We start from the raw sequence: 25,026 nt of genomic DNA on the forward strand, positions 1-25,026 counted from the left end.
ATAATATGCTTTATTTTAAGATTTTATTCTTTTTATCTGAGCACCAATACCTTTCAATTTATTCTCTATCTCAACATATCCTCTGTCTACATGATGTATATCAAATATTTCAGTTTCACCTTCAGCTTCCAGTGCTGCAAGTATCAATGCTGCTCCTGCCCTAAGATCTGTAGCTTTTACTTCAGCACCATTTAATTTATTTATTCCTTCTATAACTGCACTTCTGCCGTCTATCTTAATATTAGCTCCCATTCTCTTAAGTTCTACAACATGCATAAATCTATTTTCAAAAATTGTTTCAGTAATCACACTGGTTCCATGTACACAACTAAGAAGACTCATCATCTGCGACTGCATGTCTGTGGGAAATCCAGGATAAGGCATAGTTTTTATGTCTATAGACTGTAATTCATTTCTACCATCTACCAATACACCTTGTCCTTTAAATTTAAAATCAATTCCCATTTCTGTTAATTTAGCTACTACAGGTTTTATATGCTCCTTATTTACACCATTAATCTTAATTCTGCTCTTTGTTATAGCTGCTGCAATCATAAAAGTTCCCGCTTCAATCCTATCATAAATAGGTCCATAACTTATTCCTCTTAGTGCTTTTACTCCATTGATTTTTAATGTATCCGTTCCTATACCAGTAATTCTTGCACCCATTTTATTTAAAAAATTCGCTAAGTCTCCTATTTCTGGTTCTTCAGCTGCATTTTCAATAATTGTTTCTCCACTAGCAAGTACTGCTGCCATCATTATATTTTCAGTAGCACCAACAGATGGAAAATCCAAATATATTTTAGCTCCTGTAAGTTTCTTTGCAGAGACCTCAACATATCCATGTTCTAGATTTATATCAGCACCTAATGCCTTAAATCCCTTTAAATGTAAATCAATAGGTCTAGTACCTATATTACATCCACCAGGAAAAGAAATTTTAAATCTACCAAATCTTGATATCATTGGTCCCATTATTAAAAATGATCCTCTCATTTTCCTTACTAAATCACTGTTAACTCCAGAATCAGTTATATCACTTGTATCAATAATAAGTTCTCTATTTATTCTATTTATATCAATCTTTGCTCCCAAAGATCTTAACGCATCAATTATTACATATACATCAAGAAGCATTGGGTAATTTTTTATTGTGGATTTACCTGCACAGAGAATTGTAGCTGCTATTATTGGAAGTACAGCATTTTTTGCAGCGTCAATATTCACTTCACCTCTTAAGGTGTTTCCCCCTTTAATAATAAATTTATCCATTTTACTCCTCCAAAAACATTCTTACTTATGAGTTAATAAGTAATATCAATTATAGGAGTTCCTAGAATTATATAAACTCCATCATATGATTTTATAACTGCATAATTAAAATCTATAAGTTTACCATTGTCAGATATTGGAGTGTACTTATTTGTATAAGCAACACTACTAAACCCTGTATTAACTTTAACAGTTGATATATTTTTGCTCCCAATATCTTTTAAATAATTTTCTATTTTATTTTGAGTTATTTTTACACTATCTTTAGAAACTTTTGCTTTTATATATTTATAATAATTTATATTATTAGCATTCTTATTAATAGATATATTAATTTGCCTTTGTAAATCATTTAAACTATTTTTTTTGCTTAATTTTCTAATAAATATACTTATTCTATTTACATCTCCATCTTTTCTACTTTCAATGTATCCATATATATATCCATTTTCAAATTCTCTACAATATACATTATTATTATTTATAGTAATTTTATTTTTTACGTTTTTATCTTTATCTCTTACATTTAAATCTTTTATTTGTACATTATTTTCAGTCTTTAATAAACCTTCATAAGTATAATTATCATCATAAACTGACTTTTCTGATGGATTATTATCATATAAATTCATATCTTTAAGCCATTTTATACATTCATCTTTTCCATTAGTATTTATATCGTAATAGACACTAATTCCCATTTCTACAGTTGAACTCTTAGTTTTGCTTAAAATTTCATTAATTAAATCCTTATTTTCTATAGCCATAACATTCTCCATGAAAAACATTATGGAAATTATAATAACACATAATATATATATTTTTTTTATCTTCATGTTTCCCCCTACCTTTCTCTTTAGATTATTAACTTATATTTCTATTTTTATTCCTATATATTATTAATATATAAATTTTATATATTATGTGTGAAAGGTTTTATTTTATAATATAAATAAAAAAATGGTCTAAGAATTTAAATTCTTAGACCATTTTTTACATCCCTTTAGTTTTCATTCTTGCGATAGCTCTTTGAAGTGCAATTTCAGCTCTTCTAGCATCAATGTTAGGATCATTTTTATGCAATCTTTCTTCTGCTCTTTCTTTTGCTTTTTCTGCCCTATCTATATCTATATCTTCCGGCCATTCAGCATCATCAACTATAATTTTTATCTCTTCTTTTGTTACCTGAAGTATCCCTGTTGAAGTAAATAAAGACTTTTCACTACCATCATCAAACTTCAACTTTGTTACAGTTGGTATCAAAAGTCCTATAAAAGGACTATGTTGTGGAAGTATTCCTATACCACCAGAAGTTGTAGATGTATTTACTTCAGATACATCACCTTCATAGAATTTTTCCATCGGAGTTAGTATGTTTAATTTTATTTTAGATGACATACAAAATCACTCCTTTTTAGCTTTCCATCATAGATTTAGCTTTTTCTCTTGCTTCTTCTATAGTACCAACAAATAAAAATGCTGCTTCAGGTAAGTCATCGCATTTACCTTCAAGTATTTCTTTAAAGCCCTTTATTGTATCTGATACGCTAACAAACTTACCCTGCATACCAGTAAACTGCTCTGCTACAGAGAAAGGTTGAGATAAAAATCTTTGAATCCTTCTTGCTCTATTAACGATAGCCCTATCTTCTTCCGATAATTCATCTACACCAAGTATAGCTATTATATCTTGAAGTTCATTATACCTTTCAAGAATAAGTTTTACTTTACTTGCAACCTGATAATGTTCTTCCCCAACTATATTAGGATCAAGTATTCTTGAACTAGATTCAAGAGGACTAACAGCCGGATAAATACCGAGCTCTGATATAGATCTTGATAAAACTGTTGTAGCATCAAGATGAGTAAAAGTTGTAGCTGGTGCCGGGTCTGTTAAATCATCTGCTGGAACATATACAGCTTGAACAGACGTTATTGAACCATGCTTTGTAGAAGTTATTCTCTCTTGAAGAGCACCCATTTCAGTAGCAAGTGTTGGCTGATAACCAACGGCACTAGGTATTCTTCCAAGCAGTGCAGAAACCTCTGAACCAGCTTGGGTAAATCTAAATATGTTATCTATAAATAAAAGTACATCCTGTCCTTCATCTCTAAACTTTTCTGCCATTGTAAGCCCTGTAAGTGCAACTCTCATTCTAGCACCAGGTGGTTCATTCATTTGTCCAAACACTAAGGCAGTCTTGTCTATAACTCCAGACTCCTTCATTTCATAATAAAGGTCATTACCTTCTCTTGTTCTTTCACCAACACCAGTAAATACTGACAATCCACCATGCTCTTTTGCTATATTGTTGATAAGCTCTTGTATAAGAACTGTTTTACCAACACCAGCACCTCCGAATAATCCAATCTTACCACCCTTTTGATATGGCGCAAGTAAATCTATTACTTTTATACCAGTTTCAAACATTTCAGGTACTACTGATTGTTCCTCAAAGCTTGGTGGTAATCTGTGTATAGGATAATATTCATCATCCTTCAAATCTCCTGCTTCATCGATTGTCTTTCCTAATACATTAAAGAGACGTCCTAAAACTGGCTTTCCTACAGGAACTGAAATTGGCTTTTCTGTATCAACTGCCTTTGCTCCTCTTCTTAAGCCATCAGTTGGTTCCATAGATATAGCTCTTACTACATCATCACCTATATGCTGTTCAACTTCTGCTATAAGTATTTTATCTCCCATGCCTATTTCTAATGCATTATATATATTAGGAAGGTTTTCGCTTGCAAATTTTATATCTATAACAGGTCCTATTACCTGAACAACTTTACCTATATGTTCTGGCATGAATTTCCCTCCTTACTTCTGCGCTTCTGCTCCAGAAACTATTTCAGTTATCTCCTGAGTAATTGCGCTCTGTCTAATTCTATTATATCTTAAATTTAAATCATCTAATAATTCATTTGCATTTTTTGTAGCACTATCCATAGCAGTCATTTTAGAAGCCTGTTCACTTGCTTTTGAATTCAATAAAAAATTAAATAGCTGAGATTTAAGATATACAGCAACTATACCTTCAATTAACTCATTAATTTCAGGTTCAAATTCAATTGAACCATCATATTTTATATCCTTCATATCAAATGGTAATACCCTTTTTATTATTATGTCTTGCTTTATTGTAGAAATAAATTTTGAATAAACTATATTTATTTCACCAATTTCTCCTTTATTATAGAGACTTAAAGCGTGTTCGGATATTGTTTTAGCTTCTGTCAATGTAGGTTCATTCTGTATATCTACATATTCTGCTATTGTATCATATTGTAACCTTTTAAAATATCCTCTTCCCTTTTGTCCTACAGACATTATAAGTGAATTTTCTCTATCTTTAGATATTTCGCTTACTGCAGCATTTACAACATTTCCATTAAAACCTCCACAAAGTCCTGCATCAGAAGTCATAGTTATATACAATTTCTTTTTGCTGCCATTACCATTAGTATAAATATTTTTTCCTAGTATACCACTGGATACCTTTTTCATTACATCTTCAAAGGAACTATAATAACTTAGATTGGCATCTAAATTTCTTCTGGCTTTTCTTAGTGTAGAGGTGGCTATAAGTCCCATAGCTTTTGTTATTTTCCTAGTATTAGTTATAGACTTAATTCTTCTTTTTATTGTAATAAGTCCTGCTGCCATATTTCACCTCCCGCAAAGGTAGGTTTAAACCTCTGCTAAAATACTTTTTTATATTCCTCTATTGCACTGTTAAGAGATTTTTTAATTTCATCATCTAATACTTTTTTAGTAAGTATAGCTTCACCTATTTCTTTATGATGTGTATCCATATACTCTAATAGACCTTTTTCAAACTCTTTTATTTTTCCAACCTCAATATCCATTAAAAATTCTTCTACACATGCATATATTATAATCACCTGTTTTTCTACAGGCATTGGTTCATACTGATCCTGCTTAAATATTTCTAATAGTCTTTTACCTTTTTCAAGTCTTTTCTTTGATTCCTTATCTAAATCTGAACCAAACTGTGCAAAAGCAGCAAGTTCTCTATACTGTGCAAGTTCAAGTCTAAGAGTTCCAGAAACCTGCTTCATAGCCTTAATCTGTGCACTACCACCAACTCTAGAAACTGATATACCAGAGTTGACAGCTGGTCTTTGACCTGCATAGAATAAATCTGATTCAAGGAATATCTGACCATCTGTTATTGATATAACATTTGTAGGTATATATGCAGTAACATCGCCTGCAAGAGTTTCAATTATTGGAAGGGCAGTTATTGAGCCTCCGCCTAATTTATCTGATAACTTGGCAGCTCTCTCCAAAAGTCTTGAATGTAAGTAGAATACATCTCCTGGATAAGCTTCTCTTGCTGGTGGTCTTCTAAGTAATAATGACATTGTTCTGTAAGCAACAGCATGTTTACTTAAATCATCATATACTATTAATACATCTTTACCTTGATCCATAAAATATTCACCTATAGTTACACCAGTATATGGTGCAAGGAATTGAAGCGGAGCAGAGTCAGCTGCAGAAGCTGATACGATTATTGAGTAATCCATAGCCCCTTTTTGTATAAGTGTATTGTAAATATGCGCAACAGTCGATTGTTTCTGTCCTATGGCAACATAGATACAGATAACATCTTTTCCCTTTTGATTGATTATAGTATCAATAGCAATTGCTGTTTTACCAGTTTGTCTATCTCCTATAATAAGTTCTCTTTGACCTCTCCCTATAGGAATCATTGAATCAATTGCCTTTATACCAGTTTGAAGAGGTTCATTAACTGATTTTCTTTCAATAACACCATGTGCTATAGTTTCAGCAGGTCTAGTTTCGCTAGTCTTTATTGAGCCTTTTCCATCAATTGACAGTCCAAGACCATTTACAACTCTTCCAATCATTTCTTCGCCAACTGGAACTTCAACTACTCTTCCAGTACTCTTAACTATATCTTCTTCTTTTATTCCTTCTTCATCACCAAGTAGAACACAACCTACATTATCTTGTTCAAGATTCATAACCATTCCATATACATTGTTTGGAAATTCAAGAAGTTCTCCAGCCATACAATTTTCTAAGCCATACACCCTAGCAATACCATCACCTACTTGAATTATAGTACCTGAATCTACGGTTTTTACTTTGTTATCATAACCTTCAATCTGCTTTTTTATAATTGAAGTTATTTCTTCAGGTTTTATGTTCATAGGCTCACCTCTATCCTTTTATAAACATTAATTTTTTCATTTCTTCAATTTTATTTTTAATAGTCCCATCAATAACGTCATCGCCAACTCTAACATAAACTCCACCAATAATACTCTTATCAATAACTTCTCTTAAAATTATTGACTTATTGTATTTAATTTGCAACTTGTCTATTAAAGCTGTTCTTTCACTATTATTTAATGGGACAACTGTTTTTACTTCTGCTACAACTTGATTGTGATTATCCAAATCAACTTTTTCAATTTGAAGAATAATCCCAGTAAGTTGATCAATTCTCTTTTTCTCAATTAGTATAATAAGAAAAGAAAATAGCTTTAAATCTATTTTATCTTCAAATATACTTGTGAAAATTTCTCTTTTCTTTGTAGTACTTATTTTAGGATTACTTATTATCTGATTAAGATCTTCATTATTTTTAATAAGATCATTAATCTGCTTTAAATCAGCTATATATTCTTCAACCTTATTTTCTGCTGAAGCAATATTGTATAATGCTACAGCATATCTCCTATCTAAGTATTCATACATATCACATACCTACCTTAGTTATAAAATCTTCAATAAGTCTTCTATGTTCTTTTTCATTTATATCTTTCTCTAATGCTTTTGAAGACAAAATAACGGCAAGATCCACTACTTTTTTCTTTAATTCTTCTTCCGCCTTTTCTTTTTCTCTTTCTACGTCTTTCTTAGCTCTTTCCATTATAAGTTCTGCCTCATTGGAAGCTTCTTTCTTGATATCTTGAAATAATTTCTCAGCTCTTCCCTTATAATCCTCTACTATATTTTTACCCTGAAGCTTTGAATTTGCCAAATTCTCTTCAACTTGAATCTTTAAGTTCTTTGCTTCCTCTCTATCACTATTTGTTTTATCTATTGTGTTCTTTATGTTGTTACTTCTTTCATCTATGGCATTACTTACTTTTTCAAATAGAAAGTGTTTTAAAAAAGCTAGTAATATCAAAAAATTGACTATAGTGGCAATAATTGTAAACACTTTAAAATCCATATACTTAAAAGCCTCCCTTCAGGCTTATTTTTTATTAAAATAGTTCTTATTAACCCCATTTTAAGAAAAGTAATAATATTGCTACAAGTAACGCATATAGAGAAGTAACTTCTGCAAATGCTAAACCAATAAACATTGTAGAAGTTACAGATCCTCTTGCTTCTGGCTGTCTTGCTATTGCTTCAACAGCTTTACCAGTAACAGTACCTATACCGATACCTCCACCAAGACATCCTATAGCAGCTAATCCAGCTCCTACTGCACACATTCCCTGTATAAAAGTTTGACCATCAATATTCATTTAAAATTCCTCCTTAAAATTAAAAATGTAAAATACTAATTTATAACATCTATCATCAATATATTTGATGTAGCTGCTTATTGTTTAGTTATTCTTCCTCTGCTCCCATTTTAGTATAAAGCATAGTTAACATCATAAAAATATACACTTGTATTACACCATCAAATACATCGAAGAAAAAATGCAGTGGTATTGGAATTACAAATGCAAAAACATGGCCTAAATATACTAGTAATTGGTAAAGAAGTCCAAGTACTATGGTTCCTACAAGCATATTACAAAAAAGTCTCAAGCATAATGATATTGGAAGCGTAAATTTTTCAAGTAAGTTCATTGGCAACATTAACGGGAATGGTTTTACTAACTCTTTGCAATAACCTTTAACCCCAACTTTTATAAATGCATTTGCATTAATTACTACAAAAGATATCAATGCAAATCCTGCTGTTACGTTAATATCTCTTGTGGAAGGTTCTACGCCTACCAATCCAGATAGATTTAAAAACAGCATAAAAATACCCATAGTTCCTATAAAAGGAACAAACTTTTTATACTTGGCTCCCATATTATCATTAACTAAATTATTGAAAAATCCAACAATCATTTCTAAAATACTTTGTCTTTTGCCTGGAATCTTTTTTAGGTTTCTAGTTAAAATCAGAGTTAAAACTATTATAATAGCCATAACAACCCATTGAATTACAATGCTATTTGTTACATCGATTGTATGATTTGCTATATGAAACCTAAACACTGTTTCAGCATTTAACATTTAATCACTTCCTTTCTTGTTTCCAGCAGTCAATCCAAAAATTATAACTGCCAAGTAATGAAGAGTATAGCCTGCTATTATAGCTATATATTTAAATTTATCATTACCACATATAATTACAACAATACATAAGGTAATGATAATTCTAAATGCTGATGATAATATAATAAGAAACTTTTCTTTAGACTTCAATAATATATAATTAGTTGTGATTCCATTAACAATAAAGTTCAATATTGATAATATCAATCCTGCTATAACTATATATCGATATGTTTTATAAAAAATACAAGATATAATAAACACTAATACTATAATGATAATATCTATTGGTAATACCTTTTTTACTATATCTTTTATCTCTAAATCCATTAAATCACCTACTAATATTAATTAGATTGATAATTATATTAAATTTCAACACAACTGTATAAATTTTTAATAAAACATATCAAAACAATATACAATAAAAATATTTTCATAATGCTTAAGCTAAAATTTAACAAATTTTAAACCTATTTTAAAAAAATTTACGAATAATATCTAACATATTTATTTTTAATTATATATTTAACTGTATAATGATTATATAAGTATAATTTATTGTTCTTTTTAACAATAACTAAATTATATATCTAAGTTATTTTTAATGAAACTGTAATAATTTAATATTTTTATTTATATTTCATATTCTAATAAGTTTATCTAACTATATCTCCATTTTAATCGCCGTAGTTACGATTATCTCTTATTTGCTAATATGCTTTATAATATTTCAACTGTAAGAATTATAATAATTTTCAGTATTCTTGTACCAATTTACTTCGGTAAACGTTTTAATTATTATATATCAACAATATTTTTTTATTCTATATCTTATATTATTTCATAAAAAGTATTTAAATATTTAAATATTTAAATACTTTTTATGAAAATACAAGTTTTTTTGGTCATACCAGTTTGTGAAAATATAATAAAATTAATTTTATATACAAAAATTTCAATAATTATCTCCTTAATTTATCAAAAATATACTAATAATATAACTTAAATTTATTTTAATGTATTGTAATTATTTCACATATAAATAAAAATAATCATAAATATAATTATAATGGTAGTATTATAATTATATTATATGTATATTGCTAAGAGTTTTTTGTAACCGTTTTATAAATGCATAATTTATAAGTAAATATTTATTACTTTATGATATAACCACAAAAAAGGTGAAGACTAAATCTTCACCTTTTTTGCAATAGAATTATCTTTTAACTATAAGAGCAGTACCTTGTCCTCCACCTATACATAGAGTAGCAAGACCTGTTTTAGCATCTCTTCTTTGCATTTCATATAAAAGTGTAACAAGTATTCTAGCGCCTGAAGCTCCTACTGGATGTCCAATAGCTATAGCTCCACCATTAACATTAACTTTATCCATATCAAAATTTAAATCTTTAGCAACAGCTAAACTTTGAGCTGCAAATGCCTCATTTGCTTCAATTAAATCTAAATCTTCTACTTTTAAATCTGCTCTTTCAAGGGCAACTTTAGTAGCTCCTACTGGTCCGTATCCCATTATAGCTGGATCAAGGCCTTTTGAACCAAAAGCTGCAATTCTAGCAAGAGGTTTAACTCCAAGTTCCTCAGCTTTTTCTGCACTCATGATAACAAAAGCTGCAGCTCCATCATTTATACCTGAAGCATTTCCAGCAGTTACAGTACCACCCTTTTTAAATGCAGGTCTAAGTTTTGCTAATCCTTCTAATGTTGTACCAAATCTAGGAAATTCATCTGTATCAAATATTTTAGGGTCACCTTTTCTCTGAGGTATTTCTACAGGAACTATTTCTTCTTTAAATCTTCCTGCTTTTATAGCAGCTTCTGCTTTTTGTTGAGATGCAAGAGCAAATTTGTCTTGATCTTCTCTAGTAAGTTCCCATTTTTCGGCTATATTCTCAGCAGTAATTCCCATATGGTAATTATTGAAAGCATCCCATAATCCATCAGTAATCATTTCATCTACAAATTTAGTATCTCCCATTTTAGCACCCCATCTAGCATTGTTAACTAAGTAAGGAGCTCTTGACATACTTTCCATACCACCAGCAACTATAACATCAGCATCCCCTGCTAATATCATCTGACGTGCAAGTGATACGGCTCTAAGACCAGATCCACATACTTTATTTATTGTAAGTGATGATACTTCTAATGGTAATCCTGCCTTTACAGAAGCCTGCCTAGCTGTATTTTGTCCTAATCCTGCTTGAAGTACATTTCCCATAACTACTTCTTCAACTAATTCTGGATTTATTCCAGCTCTTTTAACAGCTTCTTTGATTACTGTTGCTCCTAAATCTACTGCTGAAACATTTTTTAAACTTCCACCAAAAGAACCTACTGCTGTTCTTACAGCACTTGCTATTACTACTTCTTTCATAAAAAGTAACCTCCTAAAGTTTATATTCTTATAAATACACAAATCGATTGTTATTTAATTCACAATTTAATTATAACCACAAATATTTTTTTAATCAATAGATTTTACCTAAAAATATAAGTCTTATCTTTAAATTCATTTTATTATATGTATTTTTTTATTATTTATAAAAATATTTTAAAATTATATCAGTAATTCTTTTAGATGCTAAACCATCACCGTAAGGATTTATAGCCTTGCTCATTTTTAAATATTTCTCTTTATCTCTTATGAGATCATTAGCTTCCTCTATGATTCTATTTACATCAGTCCCCACTAATTTTACTGTCTTTGCTTCAACAGCTTCTGGTCTTTCCGTTACATCTCTTAAAACTAAAACGGGTTTTCCTAAATGAGGAGCTTCTTCTTGTAACCCTCCGGAATCAGTCATTACCATAAAACATTTATTCATTAAATTATGAGTTTCTTTCGTATCCAATGGTGGAAGTAAATGCACTCTTCTAACTCCATCTAAATGCTTATAGACTATATCTTTAACTACAGGATTTAGATGAACTAAATATACAATTTCTACATCTTCATTATTTTCAACTATGTTTTTAAGGGCAGTGCATATATTTTCTATGCCCTCTCCCCAATTTTCTCTTCTATGTGCTGTTACCATAATTATCTTTTTATCTTCATAATTTAGATTATTAAGTTCTTCATTATCAAATTCATAATTGTCTTCTACAGTATACTCCATGGCATCAATAACTGTATTGCCTGTAATATATACATCTTTTTCATTTACACCTTCTCTTAACAAATTATCTCTTGAACCCTTAGTAGGGGCAAAATGTAAATCTGCAATAGAACCAGTTAATTTCCTATTTATCTCCTCTGGAAATGGAAAATATTTATTAAAAGTACGTAGTCCTGCTTCCACATGTCCCAATGGAATCTGCTTATAAAAAGCAGCTAGTGCACCTGCAAAAGTAGTAGTAGTATCCCCATGTACTAATACCATATCCGGCTTTTCCATTTCAAAAATTTCCTCAAGACCTTCTAAAACTCTTGTAGTTATACCTGTTAAAGTTTGTTTTGATTTCATAATATTTAAATCAAATTGAGGAACTATATTAAATAATTCTAATACTTGATCAAGCATCTGCCTATGTTGAGCTGTAACACAAACCTTGATATCTATCCTTTCTCTTTTCTCCAATTCTTTAACTAGTGGAGCCATTTTTATAGCTTCTGGTCTAGTACCAAAAATAGTTATAATCTTAATTTTATCCAATTTATATTCCTCCTAGAATTACTTCTATTAAATAAAATATATTTAAGTGCAAATATATTTCAACTAACTTATTATAACTTTGTATTGATTTTATCAACTTCTATGCCTGAACAATCCAAACTTCCATGCTAATAAAACTATTACTATTATTACTACTCCCAAAACGGTATAAGCACTTTTATTTGTTAATTGCATAACAATAACCGCAATAAACCCCAGCGCTATACTAATGAGGTACATTATGATTACTGCTTGACGCTGAGTTAATCCCATATCTAACAATCTATGATGTAGATGTCCTCGATCTGCTTCAGCTATAGACTTTCCATTAACTTTTCTTCGTATTATTGCAAAAATAGTATCATATATGGGCAATCCCAAAGCAAGAATTGGTACTGCTAAAACAATAGCTGAAGCTGATTTTATGGCTCCTCTCATAGCTATTGATGCAAGTAGAAATCCAAGCAATTGTGCGCCTGTATCCCCCATAAATATAGAAGCAGGATTAAAATTATGTGGTAAAAATCCCAGTATAGCTCCTCCTAATATAATAGTTAGCGTAATTACTTCCATATCCGCTTTTCCACTTAAAAATGCAACTATAGTCATAGTAATACAAGCTATAAAAGCAAGTCCTGCTGAAAGTCCATCTAATCCATCAATTAAATTAAAAGCATTTGTGACACCTATTACCCAAAGCATTGTTAAAGGTACTGCAATAAAATTGGCAATTCTTATATAAAGATTTACATCACTAATTGGATTCGTAATTACCGATATCATTACTTTAAAAAATATTAAAAAACTAGCTGCCGCAATTTGAAACAACAATTTCTGCCAGGGCTTTATATTGTATTTATCATCAACTACTCCTCCAATAACTATAATTAAACTTCCAATAATTATACCTATTTCTGACTGATCTATTGGACTTTTTTTTAAAAAAATCATAATTAAAAAAGCTATATAAATAGCCAATCCACCAAGCTTTGGAATGGGCTTCTTATGTACTCTTCTATTATCTTTAGGTACATCTACCACATTAAAACTAAAAGCTAATTTTCTAACTAATGGGGTGATTAGAAACGAAATAAGTGCTGAAAATAGTGTTATTAAATATAAATTTTCCATATTTTTTTCCTCTTACTATATATGTATTTATTTTAAAAAATCCGTTATATTTATACTTAGTATCCAAATTCATTCTGGAGAGAATCATCTTCCTCTACCCAAGAATCAGTATTTATAACTCTATATTTATCTCTAGTATCCCGTATAACTACCTTTTGAATTCCCGAGTTAATAATTAGTCGCTTGCACATAATACATGAATTAGCATTTTGAACATATTCACCAGTTTTCGCATCTTTACCAACTAAATATAAATCAGCTCCAATCATATCTCTTCTTGAAGCACTAATTATAGCATTAGCCTCCGAATGTACTGATCTACATAATTCATACTGTGTGCCGCGAGGAACATTTAATTTTTCTCTTCTACAGGATCCCATATCTGAACAATTTTTTCTTCCCCGTGGAGCTCCTGTATAACCAGTAGATATAATCTCATCATTCTTAACAATTATAGATCCATAATTACGTCTTAAGCAGGTTCCCCTTTCCAATACCGTTTCTGCGATATCTAAATAATAATTATATTTATCTCTTCTTTCCATACGTTGTCTCCTTAAATAAATCGAATATATTATTTATAATTATCAGTTATAGGTAATATATTTATAACATTAAAAATATTGCCTTTTTTATTATATCATCAATTAGTATATATTTTAATATATAAATATATATATATATTGTACTTGCAAATAATTTGCATCAAGGTATATAATTAATCTAAAGTGTAATAAATGTCTATAAAGTATTATTATATTACAAAAATCTGTCAATACTTTATTTATTACCAAATTACTAATCTCTTAACTAATAATGTTAATACGTTTCAGGAGGATATGATACTTAATGATTGAAATAAAAAATTTATATTTCTCTTATAATAAATCTTTGCCATATATATTAAATAATATAAATTTAACTATCGAAAAAGGCGTTTATATTTCCATTTTGGGCGAAAATGGTAGTGGTAAAAGTACATTTATAAAATTATTGCTTAATTTAATAAAACCAACTCGTGGCACAATTCATATATGTGCTAAAAACATAGGTTATGTTCCTCAAACGCTAAATAATTTTAATAACTCTTTTCCTATAACGGTAGCTGAAATTCTAAACTGTCATAAATCGGCTCTAAAAATAAAGGATTCAAAATGTATAGACAAAGTTCTTTCTATAGTTAATATGAATAATTTTAAAAATAATTTAATTGGAGAGTTATCTGGTGGTCAAAAACAAAAGATATTTATTGCAAGAGCTCTTATGGGAAAACCTGACCTCTTAATTCTAGATGAGCCATCAACTGGAATTGATGTAAAAAGTCAAAAAGACATATATTCATTTTTAAGAGAATTAAATAAAAAAAATAATATAACTATAATTTCAGTAGAACATAATTTACAGGCAGCTATTGAAAATTCAACCCATATATTCAATATAAATAAATTTACTAATACCTGTCTATTGACTATAGATGATTATTTAAAAACTGCTGAGGAGGATTTAAATAATGTTAGAAGTTTTTCATCTTAGTTTTATGAGAAATGCATTTATGGCGGCCTTATTGATTTCCATATTATGCCCTTCTATAGGAATATTTTTAGTTTTAAAAAGATATGCCATGGTAGGTGACACCCTAGCTCACGCATCTTTTGCAGGAGTAGCTATTGGTCTTGTGTTTGGTCAAAGCCCAATAATATATGCCTTTATATTTACTTCCATATGTGCTGTCTTAATAGAATTTTTAAAAAACTACTATAAACAATACTCTGATTTAATATTACCAATTATACTTACTTTATCTGTAGGAGTAGCCATAACACTTACTAGCAGCGGTAAAGCCCATGGAAATATTGAATCTTTTCTATTTGGAAGTATTCTTACTGTGGAAAAAACCGACTTGTATACAATATTAATCTTAAGTATAGTATGTGTTATTACTTTAAAAATATTATATGAAAAACTTTTATATGTAACTTTTGATGAAGAAGGCGCTAAGATAGCAAACATAAATGTAAAATTCATAAATTATATATTTGCTATATTGGTTGGTGCCTCTATATCTGTCTCTATAAGAATAATAGGAATACTTGTAGTTTCATCCATGGTTGCAGTCCCTGTAGCAACGGCTATACAGCTTAACAAAAGCTTTAAAAAAACCTTTATATATTCCATTATATTTGCTCTTGTAGATATTATACTTGGTCTCATTTTATCCTATTATCTCAATTGTGCACCAGGCGGAACTATTGCACTAACCTCGGTGTTAGTTCTTATTATAATTATTATATCTAAAACTTTTATAAGAAATTAATTAAATAACTAAAAAAGCTTAAAGGAAAATTAATACTTCCTTTAAGCTTTTTTTAGTATGCTTAAAGTTATTTATTAAAATATTGATAATAATAACACTGAATTCTTCCATTATAAAGCTTTCTATTTTTGTCAGCTTTCTTTCCAAACAACTTTTGAAAATCCTTATAGGGTGTTATTACAAAAATAGACCAATCATCAAGCTGCGAGTATAATTTACCAAAGTCTCTATAAAGTTTTTCTAATTGCTTCTGTTCCCCCATTCTCTCTCCATAAGGGGGATTTGAAATAATATAGCCACCTTTTTTCTTAGAGGAGAACTCACTCATAGGTAGTCTTTGAAAGACAATAAATTCTGCAACTCCAGCCTTTACTGCATTATCTTTAGCTGTTCTTAAAACCCAAGTGTCTATATCAGAAGCTAAAATTCTAAAATTCTCTTTATTGATTGCTTTTCTAGCACCTTCACGAACTTGTTCCCACATCTTTTTATCAGCTCCTGGCCAGGTTTCACATACAAAATTTCTATTAATACCCGGCGCCATATTTTTACCTATCATAGCAGCTTCAATAGCGATTGTACCAGAGCCACAACAGACATCTGCTAGAGTTCTAGATGGATCCCATTTGCTTATAAGAACTAAAGCCGCTGAAAGAGTTTCTTTCAAAGGTGCTCCACCCGAATTCTTTCTATAACCTCTTTTATGTAATCCCTCTCCACTGGTATCTATAGTAAGAGTTACTATATCTTTCAGTAATGCAACTTCTATTTTATAAGTTGGTCCGTCTTCTGAAAACCAGTCTTTATTATATTTATTTTTCATTGCTTCAATAATAGCTTTTTTAACTATAGATTGACAATCTGGAACACTAAATAACTTTGACTTTATAGATTTTCCTACTACATGCATATTACCATTTACAGGAATAATATCACCCCAGGGTAATAACTTTGTTCCTTGAAAAAGTTCCTCAAAAGTTTCAGCTTTAAACCTTGCCACTTGTATTAAAACTCTTTCTGCAGTTCTGAGCCATATATTTGCAATGGCTATATCCATTTCATCTCCAGTAAAAATCACCTTACCATCCTCTACTTTAATATCTTCGTATCCAAGCTGTTTAAGCTCTTTCGCAGTAATAGCTTCTATTCCAAAGGTAGTAGTGGCTATCAAAGTATATTCCATCTGTTTTTCTCCTATCATTTTAGATTTTATTTATCCATCCATCCTTTATTTTTAAACCACAAATACATTGTTATAGCTATTATCAGCATAACAATCCATACTGCAAAATATCCATATCTCCAATTTAGTTCTGGCATATATCTAAAATTCATACCATAAACTCCTGCAATAAATGTTAAAGGAATAAATATAGTAGTTATAACTGTTAAAACCATCATATTTCTATTCATTTTAGCTGAGTTTACAGATAAATAATTATCTCTTATATCTGCTGTCATTTCCCTGCTGGACTCTATCATACTAGAAAGCTTCAAAAGATGGTCATATATATCTGAAAAGTAAATTTTGTCTTTATGAAAATTTCTAAGCCTTTCTGAATTGAGCATTCTATAAAGTAAGTCTCTCATAGAATTTATAGTTTTTCTTAATACTAAAAGTTCTTTTCTTATTTGAAATATACTGCCTATTAAATCATATATAGATTTATCTTCTTCCTTATTTTCTATATCATCTAATATGTCCTCTATTTTGTATACTGCTGGGAAAAAATTATCTACTATTTTATCTAATATCTGATGTACAATATATGTAGTTCCATTTCCCCAATCTCCTTCTTTCATATTAGCTTTTTTCCAAGCTTCATCAAGCTCATTTAATACCTGTTTATGATAGGACACAACATATTTTTCATTGACAAAGATATCCACTTCTAAAGGCTTTAAAGTATTTTTATCTAAAGCATTAAAGACAAAAAAATCATAATCATCATAATAATCCAATTTAGGGCTATTTAAAACAGAAATACAATCTTCTATTGCTAAACTATGAAAATGAAAATAATTACTAAGCAAATTAGTTTCATTGTTAGTAGGATTATTAAAATCAATCCAATACCATTTAATGTCTTTTGAATCTATTTCTTCTATAGTTAAATTATAAATGGGTTTTAGATTATTTGTGATAGCTAAAATTCTAATCACTCTAATCAACTCTTTCTTACTAAATTAATACTTATACTGTCTTATTAGGTTGCAACTAAAAATTATTACTTTGTAATACTATCCATTTATATGATAACTTATTAAATCTTTCATAACAAGACATAAAAACCTTTGGTTATATTAATATCCTATTTAATATTTCATCTTCATCAATAATTCTTTTCGCTATATCAATATTCTTTTTGACATGAAGATAGGTATATCTGTTTGGTTTTATAGAAGGTGCAATTTCCACTGCTTTTTTGAAATCTTCTTTTTTCATTTTTAAAGTGGCTGCATAATCAAAGAAACCCGTCCCCTGTAGTATTTTTGTGATTCTTTTATATCTATGATCCTGCACCTTTGCCATAATATAACTAGCTATTCCAACCTGTACTCCATGAAGCTGAGGAACAGATACAAAAGTATCCAATGCATGTGATATCAAATGTTCTGCCCCACTAGCGGGAGAACTATCCCCTGCTATCTCCATAGATATTCCATTCATAGTTAAAGAATCCACTAATTCTTTTAAGAACAAATCATCTTTTATGGTTTCAAATTCAGTTCTTACAAAACTATTTACAGCTTTTTTTGATATCATTAGTGCGAAATCATCTACTACAGTTTTTTTATTATCTTCTTCAAATTTCCAATCATATAAAGCAGTTATGTTGGAAACCAAATCTCCAACACCTGAATATATAAACTTCTCTGGTGCGCCCTTTATAACATCAATATCTACTATTATTCCATAGGGAGTTTTCGCAGGTACTGAATTTCTCTTACCATTTAATATTAAAGAAGCACCAGAGCTTGCAAATCCATCATTAGACGTAGAAGTAGGTATACTTACAAAAGGAAGTTTCCTCAAAAAAGCCATATATTTTACTGCATCTATAGCTTTTCCTCCACCAATACCTATTAATAATTCTACATCCCGTGGAATTTCAAAAGCTTGTATAGCAATTTCTTCAAAATTGATATTTCTAACTTCACCTATACTAGATATATCTATTCCTACACTCAAGATTGATTTTTCTATTTTCTTTCCAAATAATTCATAAATACCTTCTCCAAAATATAAGGACACTCTTTTAAACATACATTTTTTTATTATACTTCCTATGTAATCTATATTTCCTTTTCCAACTTCCAATATAGATGGAATAGCTATTCTATGTGTATTGCCTTTCATCTACTCCACTCCTTTATATAGCTTTCTACTTTAGGCCAGATTTCACCAAAATTTTTAAATTCAATACACTCTTTATTTTCTTTTTTCAACAAATTCACTAAAACATCTTTAGCAAAAACTACATCTGCTGTAAGAGCTGCTTTTAAATCCGGCTCTGTATCTCCTGCATAAAAAATCTTATCATATTTTTTCTTTAGCTTCTTTACTACTTTTAACTTATCAATACCATATATCTCTGAATAAAATTCGCTGTTTTCATCCAATACAAAATGTATTCCTCTATCCTTATAAATAGCTTCGTTGGAATATATATCTACGCCCTCAATATTTTGTTTCTCAAATATTTTATTTATATAATAACTAGTTCCTGCACTGACAACTACAAAATCTCCACCATATGCCTTTATCTTATTTATAAATTCCTTTGCATAAGGATCTAAGGAGATTCTCATTATATCTTCATTTATTTCTTCTTCATTTCTTCTTATATTTTTAAAAACATATCCTAAATAGTCTACATCCTTTATTTTTTTATTTCTCCAATCCTTATACATCTGTGTACATTCATCTTTTAAATATTTATCCATTATTATCTTATAAAAATCCTTTTCCGTTAAAGTACCATCAAAATCTGATATAAATGCAAAATTTAACATTGAATCATCTCCTTAATTTATTTTGTCTATTGATATAAATTTTTATTTACTCCCTGTATAAGTTTTACTATAATCTGTGTATTATACTAATAAAATTTATACTTATTTAATCATAATTTTAAATAATGGTGTATGCATATATTATAATATATAACATTTTTATAACATATATATTTTTAAAAAATATGCAAAAGCATATATATTATACTTTTGCATCTAAATATGTACCTAAATTAAATTTTTATTATTTTACTTAAAATTCGCTTTGATAATTAACAATATAATCAAAAATTATTTTTTCTTTTATTTTGAATTCATGTAATCAAATATTTCTTGAAACAACTCCTTTGCTACAGGTGCGGCAGTTTGTCCAGCATAATAATTATTCGAATCTGGCTCATCTATGGATATGAGCATAGTAATCTTAGGGTCATTAGCCGGTGACATTCCAGCAAAAGAAGACATATACTTTCCTGGTGCATATCCCCCCTTGGTACTTGACTTTTGTGCGGTTCCCGTCTTTCCGGCTATATCAAGGCCAGGAACTTCTGCGGCTTTTCCAACTCCATCAGTGACAACCTTTCTCAAATATGTCCTTAAGGTACTTGACATATTAGGATCAAGTATTTCTTTTTTGTTAAAATTATTATAAGTAGTGTCTAACACCTGCTTATTTGTATTACTATCCACATGAACAAATTCTTTCATAACATGAGGTGTAATCCAAGTACCACCATTTGCTACAGCATTAAAAGCAGCAAGATATTGCATAGCCGTTACTGAAATCCCCTGTCCAAAAGATATAGTTGCCAAATCAAATTTATTTGTTTTATCAATACTTCTCACTATACCTTTACTCTCTCCAGGTAAATCTACACCAGTTCTCTGCCCAAATCCAAATAAATTTATATATTTAAACAATTTATCCTTACCTAGTAAATCTACACCCAGTTTTACAAATCCAACATTACTGGAATTTTTAATTATATCCTGGAAAGTTTGATCAGGAAATCCAGTTAAATTCCATTCATTAATAGGATAACCATCTACCATTACATATCCTGGATCAGGAAATCTAGTTTCATCATTTACAACATTTTCCGATATAGCAGCATAAGAAGTTATTACTTTAAATATGGATCCTGGCTCAAAAGTATTCTGTACTGCATTGTTCTTCCAAGATGCAGCTATTTCTTCTCCAGTTTTATTTTTAGCTCCATTAGGATCATTAGGATTATAATCCGGCTTGTTTACCATAGCCAATATCTCACCATTTTTAGGATTCATCACCGTAATTGTAACTGATTTTGCCTTATTTGCAGTTAAAGCTTTTTCTGCTGCTTGCTCTGCGTATAATTGTATTGTTTGATCAATAGTTAAAACTAAATCCTTTCCATCAACAGGAGCAATATATTGGGAATCCTCATAGGGTAACTGATTACCTACATTATCTGTTTCCAATATTTTTTGGCCTGGTATTCCTGATAACTCCTTATTATAGCTCAGTTCTACTCCAGAAACACCACTATCCTCTGAATTTGTATATCCTAAAGTACTAGCCAAAAAGTTATTATTTTTATATACTCTTTTTGAGTCACTAGACACTATGAAACCAGATATTTTTAATTCTTTTATTTTATCTGCTTGAGCTTTGTCTATTTTTCTTGCAAGAGTAGCAAATTTTACCGGCATACCATTAGGAGACTTTAAATATAATATATCCGATATTTCTTTAGATGACTTACTTAATATTATAGATAACTTATTAGCCAATTGATCCATAGTAATAGATTTACTCTTTAAGGATTGCCTTAATGTATTCATATCTATATCAATTCTATATGCTTCTACACTTACGGCAAGTTCGTTATTATTCCTATCAAGTATACGTCCTCTTTTGGCAGGAATACTTATTTGGCTTGTCCATTGCTGTAAAGCTTTAGTTTTATAAACTTTGGAATTAGAAACCATAAGATAAAATAATCTTCCTATTACCAATACAAATACTAATCCAAATATCATAAAAACACCTAAAAGTCTTTTATTTGTAAACATCTTTGTACTGTTTTTTTTGTATTTCAGTATACTCACTACCTTCCAATGACTGTTAAACTTTCTATTTTAATAATAAGTTACTTTATAACACCTAACTTTATTATTAAAATCATACTATATTAGTAAATAATGATATCATATATAGGTTAAATTTTAAAGTATTGCTGCAATTCTATTTTTTACAAATTTATTAATATATGTTCTTTTTTGTTAATATTTTAAATAAGCCAATAGATTATCTTGTATCTATCGGCTTATTTTTTATCAACTAGTTATTTTTAATTAAATCTAAGGCTTTTTGTACAATATTATCTACAGTTATACCAAATTCCCTATATAATATTTCACCTGGAGCAGATGCTCCAAAATGATTTACCGATATTATATCTCCATCCAATCCCACATATTTATGCCAACCAAAAGCTACTGCTGCTTCTACAGCAATTCTATTTTTGATTTTTGCAGGAAGAATGCTATTCTTATAATCATAACTTTGTTCATCAAATATTTCTAAACAAGGCATACTTACCACTCTAGTTGCCACACCTTTTTTTTCTAATATAATAGACGCTTTGTAGATATATTCAACTTCCGAACCCGTAGCCATAAGAATAACTTCTGGCACCTCTCTTGAGCTTTCCTTTAATATATATGCCCCTTTTAGTGCATTCTTCGAACTTTCATTATATAGAGGAAGATTTTGTCTGGAAAGTATTAAAGCTGTTGGACCATCCTCTCGAGTAATAGCAGAATACCATGCTGCTGCTGTTTCTGTAGAATCTGCCGGTCTAAACACATGGAAATTTGGTATACTTCTTAAAGCCGCTAGCTGTTCTATAGGCTCATGTGTTGGCCCATCTTCCCCAACACCAATACTATCATGAGTTAAAACATATACCACTGGAAGCCTCATTAATGCCGAAAGTCTCATAGCAGCTTTCATATAATCACTAAATACAAAAAATGTTGAAACAAAAACTTTAAGACTACCATGCACAGCTATACCATTTCCAATGGCTGCCATAGCATGTTCTCTAACTCCAAAGTGTAGATTAGCACCGCTTTTATCTTCCTTAGAAAAATCTCCCCTATCCTTCATATATGTTTTAGTTGAAGGAGATAAATCTGCTGATCCCCCCACAAGATTTGGTACAAATTTAATAAGTCTATTTATAACCTCACCAGACGAAACTCTTGTAGCCAGTTTACCTTGAAATTGCCAAAAATCTTTATCATTTAAAATATCTTTGGTTATTTTACCTGAATGCCAAACTTGCCATTCATCAGCAAGCTGTGGATATTCTCTTTTATAATTCTGAAATAAATTATTCCATTTGCTTTCTTTTTCTTCAGCGCTCTTTTGTAATATTTCCATATATTCTCTTACTTCTTCTGAAATATAAAACTTTCCTTTTCCTTGCCATTTAAAGAACTCTTTTGTTTTTTCAATATTTTCTTCACCTAATGGTTCTCCATGAGCTCCTGCAGTTCCCTGTTTTGGAGATCCATATCCAATTTGAGTCTTTACAACTATAATACTAGGTTTATTTTCTTCAGCTTTTGCTTTTCTAATAGCATCTTGAATAGAATCAATATCATTTCCATCTTTAACCTCTATAACCTGCCAGTCATAAGCTTCATACCTTTTAGCTACATTTTCTCTAAAAGCAATATCAGTACTTCCTTCTATAGATATGTTATTGGAATCATATAATATTATAAGCTTACCTAATCCAAGAGTTCCAGCTAAAGAAGCTGCTTCTGCAGATATTCCCTCCATCATACATCCATCACCAGCTAGAGCAAAAGTATAATGATCTACTATTTTATATTTATGTCTGTTAAATTTACTTCCTAGATATTGCTCAGCTATTGCCATTCCCACAGCATTGGCTATTCCTTGTCCAAGTGGTCCTGTAGTAACCTCAACACCTGCTGTATGACCATACTCAGGATGTCCTGGAGTCTTACTTCCCCATTGCCTAAAGTTCATTAATTCATCTATGCTAAGCTCATATCCAAATAAATGAAGCAATGAATATAACAGCATAGAACCATGTCCTGCCGATAATATAAATCTATCTCTATCTACCCAATTTGGATTTTTAGGATTATGTTTCATTTCTTTACTCCAAAGAGTATACGCCATAGGCGCCGCTCCTAAAGGTAATCCTGGATGACCCGAATTGGCTTTCTGTATACCTTCAGCTGACAATATTCTTATAGTATTTATCACTTGTTGATCTGTATCTAACATTTTTTGCCTCCCCGTTATAAGTACATTTTCAAACATCGTGAACTATTCCCCACTTACTTCATTTTACTTCATTGAAGTGAGGGCTTCGTGGTCAATACTCCTAGTGGAGCAAGTTTACCCACGCTAACCCAGTTACACCGACGGTTATAATTTTTATCAGTTTCCGTTCTTGACAAGAACCCACCGCACTAGGCGATTATAAAAAGAAATATTATTTAGTTTTTTAATTTATCGAAACAAAATAAATTATATAGTAAAATTATATTATTTTCTACTCTATAACTTATTATATATCATCAAGGCAATAGATAATATAATCCTAATACAATCTTTTTTTTTAATTTTCTAATATTTCATCATTTTATATGTAAACAATTTAGATTAATATCATTTTTTATTAATAATGTAGAAAAAATTCTTCATTTACTTTTACAACTTATATCATTTTAATATTAAATTGTATTGTTATATATAATTTAATTTGTTTTTGTTATATCATATTATATTGATTTTCTCTTTCTAGGAATAAAAATAAAAATTAATCTATAAAAACTAGTTTTTTTGCTAATATCTATAATAATGCAATTTATAACTACACATCCTGCATTATTACAATTAAATATGTATAATATTCATAAACATATATTTATGAATATATTAATATTTTACTATATTTTTTTACACACTTATATATTTTCGCAAAAATACTTAATAACAATTGCTATAATATAAATTTTTTTGTTAGACGAAAGACAACAAATTAAAACATAAATCTTTAAGAAATTTGCAATTCCTCATATTTAATTAATCAAAACTCTTGATTTTGAAAATAAAATAAAATATAATGAACATAACAATACATTATAGATTATATTATTTAGTTATGTTATTTTATAATATGTTTTGATTGTAATTATATTGTTTTGTGATTATAACCTGT

At 29.6% G+C, this 25,026-nt stretch carries 23 protein-coding genes; 2 read left to right on the top strand and 21 right to left on the bottom strand.

The window, feature by feature from the left end; translation table 11 throughout:
• Positions 1–15: 15 nt before the first annotated feature.
• From murA to CLPA_RS17375, 15 genes are all read right to left on the bottom strand, one after another.
• Positions 16–1,275, bottom strand: a complete 1,260-nt coding sequence (gene murA / locus CLPA_RS17305; protein ID WP_003445773.1) for a UDP-N-acetylglucosamine 1-carboxyvinyltransferase — start codon at positions 1,273–1,275, stop codon at positions 16–18.
• 32 nt (positions 1,276–1,307) lie between these two features.
• Positions 1,308–2,111: a hypothetical protein gene (locus tag CLPA_RS17310; protein ID WP_003445771.1), complete on the bottom strand. Its 804-nt coding sequence runs from the start codon at positions 2,109–2,111 to the stop codon at positions 1,308–1,310.
• Between the two features lie 157 nt (positions 2,112–2,268).
• The gene (locus tag CLPA_RS17315) at positions 2,269–2,673 is read right to left on the bottom strand and encodes a F0F1 ATP synthase subunit epsilon (RefSeq protein ID WP_003445770.1); all 405 of its coding nucleotides are present in this window, start codon (positions 2,671–2,673) and stop codon (positions 2,269–2,271) included.
• Between the two features lie 16 nt (positions 2,674–2,689).
• Positions 2,690–4,087: a F0F1 ATP synthase subunit beta gene (atpD, locus tag CLPA_RS17320; protein ID WP_003445768.1), complete on the bottom strand. Its 1,398-nt coding sequence runs from the start codon at positions 4,085–4,087 to the stop codon at positions 2,690–2,692.
• A gap of 12 nt (positions 4,088–4,099) precedes the next feature.
• Positions 4,100–4,945: an ATP synthase F1 subunit gamma gene (gene atpG / locus CLPA_RS17325; protein ID WP_003445766.1), complete on the bottom strand. Its 846-nt coding sequence runs from the start codon at positions 4,943–4,945 to the stop codon at positions 4,100–4,102.
• A 35-nt stretch (positions 4,946–4,980) separates the two neighbouring features.
• Positions 4,981–6,483 (bottom strand): F0F1 ATP synthase subunit alpha, encoded by a 1,503-nt coding sequence (gene atpA, locus CLPA_RS17330; RefSeq protein WP_003445765.1) that lies wholly within the window; start codon positions 6,481–6,483, stop codon positions 4,981–4,983.
• Between the two features lie 10 nt (positions 6,484–6,493).
• Positions 6,494–7,033, bottom strand: a complete 540-nt coding sequence (locus CLPA_RS17335) for a F0F1 ATP synthase subunit delta (RefSeq protein WP_003445763.1) — start codon at positions 7,031–7,033, stop codon at positions 6,494–6,496.
• Position 7,034: 1 nt separating this feature from the next.
• Positions 7,035–7,514 carry a F0F1 ATP synthase subunit B gene (locus CLPA_RS17340; protein WP_003445760.1) on the bottom strand — a complete coding sequence of 160 codons (480 nt, stop codon included), beginning with the start codon at positions 7,512–7,514 and terminating at the stop codon, positions 7,035–7,037.
• A gap of 49 nt (positions 7,515–7,563) precedes the next feature.
• On the bottom strand, positions 7,564–7,815 hold the full coding sequence (gene atpE, locus CLPA_RS17345; RefSeq protein WP_003445758.1) for an ATP synthase F0 subunit C: 252 nt from the start codon (positions 7,813–7,815) through the stop codon (positions 7,564–7,566).
• Between the two features lie 88 nt (positions 7,816–7,903).
• Positions 7,904–8,587: a F0F1 ATP synthase subunit A gene (locus tag CLPA_RS17350; RefSeq protein WP_003445755.1), complete on the bottom strand. Its 684-nt coding sequence runs from the start codon at positions 8,585–8,587 to the stop codon at positions 7,904–7,906.
• On the bottom strand, positions 8,588–8,959 hold the full coding sequence (locus tag CLPA_RS17355; protein WP_003445753.1) for an ATP synthase subunit I: 372 nt from the start codon (positions 8,957–8,959) through the stop codon (positions 8,588–8,590).
• Between the two features lie 892 nt (positions 8,960–9,851).
• Positions 9,852–11,030 carry an acetyl-CoA C-acetyltransferase gene (locus tag CLPA_RS17360; RefSeq protein ID WP_003445750.1) on the bottom strand — a complete coding sequence of 393 codons (1,179 nt, stop codon included), beginning with the start codon at positions 11,028–11,030 and terminating at the stop codon, positions 9,852–9,854.
• 160 nt (positions 11,031–11,190) lie between these two features.
• A complete protein-coding gene (gene wecB / locus CLPA_RS17365) occupies positions 11,191–12,312 on the bottom strand; it encodes a non-hydrolyzing UDP-N-acetylglucosamine 2-epimerase (protein WP_003445749.1) in 1,122 nt (373 codons plus the stop codon).
• 93 nt (positions 12,313–12,405) lie between these two features.
• Entirely contained in the window at positions 12,406–13,443 is a 1,038-nt protein-coding gene (locus CLPA_RS17370) for a glycosyltransferase family 4 protein (RefSeq protein WP_003445748.1), read from the bottom strand.
• Positions 13,444–13,499: 56 nt separating this feature from the next.
• A complete protein-coding gene (locus CLPA_RS17375) occupies positions 13,500–13,988 on the bottom strand; it encodes a dCMP deaminase family protein (RefSeq protein WP_003445747.1) in 489 nt (162 codons plus the stop codon).
• Positions 13,989–14,292: 304 nt separating this feature from the next.
• On the opposite strand from CLPA_RS17375, the gene CLPA_RS17380 reads away from it, so the two are divergent.
• Together CLPA_RS17380 and CLPA_RS17385 are read left to right on the top strand one after the other, a co-directional pair.
• Positions 14,293–14,976 (top strand): metal ABC transporter ATP-binding protein, encoded by a 684-nt coding sequence (locus CLPA_RS17380; RefSeq protein WP_003445746.1) that lies wholly within the window; start codon positions 14,293–14,295, stop codon positions 14,974–14,976.
• Entirely contained in the window at positions 14,954–15,757 is an 804-nt protein-coding gene (locus tag CLPA_RS17385; RefSeq protein WP_003445745.1) for a metal ABC transporter permease, read from the top strand. Before CLPA_RS17380 ends, CLPA_RS17385 begins: the two co-directional genes overlap by 23 nt.
• 67 nt (positions 15,758–15,824) lie before the next feature.
• Here CLPA_RS17385 and CLPA_RS17390 read toward each other — a convergent pair whose 3' ends face one another.
• The 6 genes from CLPA_RS17390 to tkt form a co-directional block, all read right to left on the bottom strand.
• Entirely contained in the window at positions 15,825–16,940 is a 1,116-nt protein-coding gene (locus CLPA_RS17390; protein ID WP_003445744.1) for a THUMP domain-containing class I SAM-dependent RNA methyltransferase, read from the bottom strand.
• A gap of 26 nt (positions 16,941–16,966) precedes the next feature.
• Positions 16,967–17,920 carry a magnesium/cobalt transporter CorA gene (gene corA / locus CLPA_RS17395; RefSeq protein ID WP_003445743.1) on the bottom strand — a complete coding sequence of 318 codons (954 nt, stop codon included), beginning with the start codon at positions 17,918–17,920 and terminating at the stop codon, positions 16,967–16,969.
• 136 nt (positions 17,921–18,056) lie between these two features.
• Entirely contained in the window at positions 18,057–19,118 is a 1,062-nt protein-coding gene (locus CLPA_RS17400; protein ID WP_003445742.1) for an iron-containing alcohol dehydrogenase family protein, read from the bottom strand.
• On the bottom strand, positions 19,115–19,774 hold the full coding sequence (locus tag CLPA_RS17405; RefSeq protein WP_003445741.1) for an MtnX-like HAD-IB family phosphatase: 660 nt from the start codon (positions 19,772–19,774) through the stop codon (positions 19,115–19,117). Before CLPA_RS17405 ends, CLPA_RS17400 begins: the two co-directional genes overlap by 4 nt.
• A 303-nt stretch (positions 19,775–20,077) precedes the next feature.
• Positions 20,078–21,829 carry a penicillin-binding transpeptidase domain-containing protein gene (locus CLPA_RS17410; protein ID WP_034846159.1) on the bottom strand — a complete coding sequence of 584 codons (1,752 nt, stop codon included), beginning with the start codon at positions 21,827–21,829 and terminating at the stop codon, positions 20,078–20,080.
• A gap of 268 nt (positions 21,830–22,097) precedes the next feature.
• Positions 22,098–24,086, bottom strand: a complete 1,989-nt coding sequence (gene tkt, locus CLPA_RS17415) for a transketolase (RefSeq protein ID WP_003445739.1) — start codon at positions 24,084–24,086, stop codon at positions 22,098–22,100.
• Positions 24,087–25,026 lie beyond the last annotated feature (940 nt).

It is taken from the genome of Clostridium pasteurianum DSM 525 = ATCC 6013 (assembly GCF_000807255.1).
Lineage (GTDB): Bacteria > Bacillota > Clostridia > Clostridiales > Clostridiaceae > Clostridium_I > Clostridium_I pasteurianum.

Coding starts and splice junctions, on each gene's coding strand:
- murA (WP_003445773.1), bottom strand. CDS start 1,275: ATGGATAAATTTATTATTAAAGGGGGAAACACCTTAAGAGGTGAAGTG.
- CLPA_RS17310 (WP_003445771.1), bottom strand. CDS start 2,111: ATGAAGATAAAAAAAATATATATATTATGTGTTATTATAATTTCCATA.
- CLPA_RS17315 (WP_003445770.1), bottom strand. CDS start 2,673: ATGTCATCTAAAATAAAATTAAACATACTAACTCCGATGGAAAAATTC.
- atpD (WP_003445768.1), bottom strand. CDS start 4,087: ATGCCAGAACATATAGGTAAAGTTGTTCAGGTAATAGGACCTGTTATA.
- atpG (WP_003445766.1), bottom strand. CDS start 4,945: ATGGCAGCAGGACTTATTACAATAAAAAGAAGAATTAAGTCTATAACT.
- atpA (WP_003445765.1), bottom strand. CDS start 6,483: ATGAACATAAAACCTGAAGAAATAACTTCAATTATAAAAAAGCAGATT.
- CLPA_RS17335 (WP_003445763.1), bottom strand. CDS start 7,033: ATGTATGAATACTTAGATAGGAGATATGCTGTAGCATTATACAATATT.
- CLPA_RS17340 (WP_003445760.1), bottom strand. CDS start 7,514: ATGGATTTTAAAGTGTTTACAATTATTGCCACTATAGTCAATTTTTTG.
- atpE (WP_003445758.1), bottom strand. CDS start 7,815: ATGAATATTGATGGTCAAACTTTTATACAGGGAATGTGTGCAGTAGGA.
- CLPA_RS17350 (WP_003445755.1), bottom strand. CDS start 8,587: ATGTTAAATGCTGAAACAGTGTTTAGGTTTCATATAGCAAATCATACA.
- CLPA_RS17355 (WP_003445753.1), bottom strand. CDS start 8,959: ATGGATTTAGAGATAAAAGATATAGTAAAAAAGGTATTACCAATAGAT.
- CLPA_RS17360 (WP_003445750.1), bottom strand. CDS start 11,030: ATGAAAGAAGTAGTAATAGCAAGTGCTGTAAGAACAGCAGTAGGTTCT.
- CLPA_RS17370 (WP_003445748.1), bottom strand. CDS start 13,443: ATGGAAAATTTATATTTAATAACACTATTTTCAGCACTTATTTCGTTT.
- CLPA_RS17375 (WP_003445747.1), bottom strand. CDS start 13,988: ATGGAAAGAAGAGATAAATATAATTATTATTTAGATATCGCAGAAACG.
- CLPA_RS17380 (WP_003445746.1), top strand. CDS start 14,293: ATGATTGAAATAAAAAATTTATATTTCTCTTATAATAAATCTTTGCCA.
- CLPA_RS17385 (WP_003445745.1), top strand. CDS start 14,954: ATGTTAGAAGTTTTTCATCTTAGTTTTATGAGAAATGCATTTATGGCG.
- CLPA_RS17390 (WP_003445744.1), bottom strand. CDS start 16,940: ATGGAATATACTTTGATAGCCACTACTACCTTTGGAATAGAAGCTATT.
- CLPA_RS17400 (WP_003445742.1), bottom strand. CDS start 19,118: ATGAAAGGCAATACACATAGAATAGCTATTCCATCTATATTGGAAGTT.
- CLPA_RS17405 (WP_003445741.1), bottom strand. CDS start 19,774: ATGTTAAATTTTGCATTTATATCAGATTTTGATGGTACTTTAACGGAA.
- CLPA_RS17410 (WP_034846159.1), bottom strand. CDS start 21,829: ATGTTTACAAATAAAAGACTTTTAGGTGTTTTTATGATATTTGGATTA.
- tkt (WP_003445739.1), bottom strand. CDS start 24,086: ATGTTAGATACAGATCAACAAGTGATAAATACTATAAGAATATTGTCA.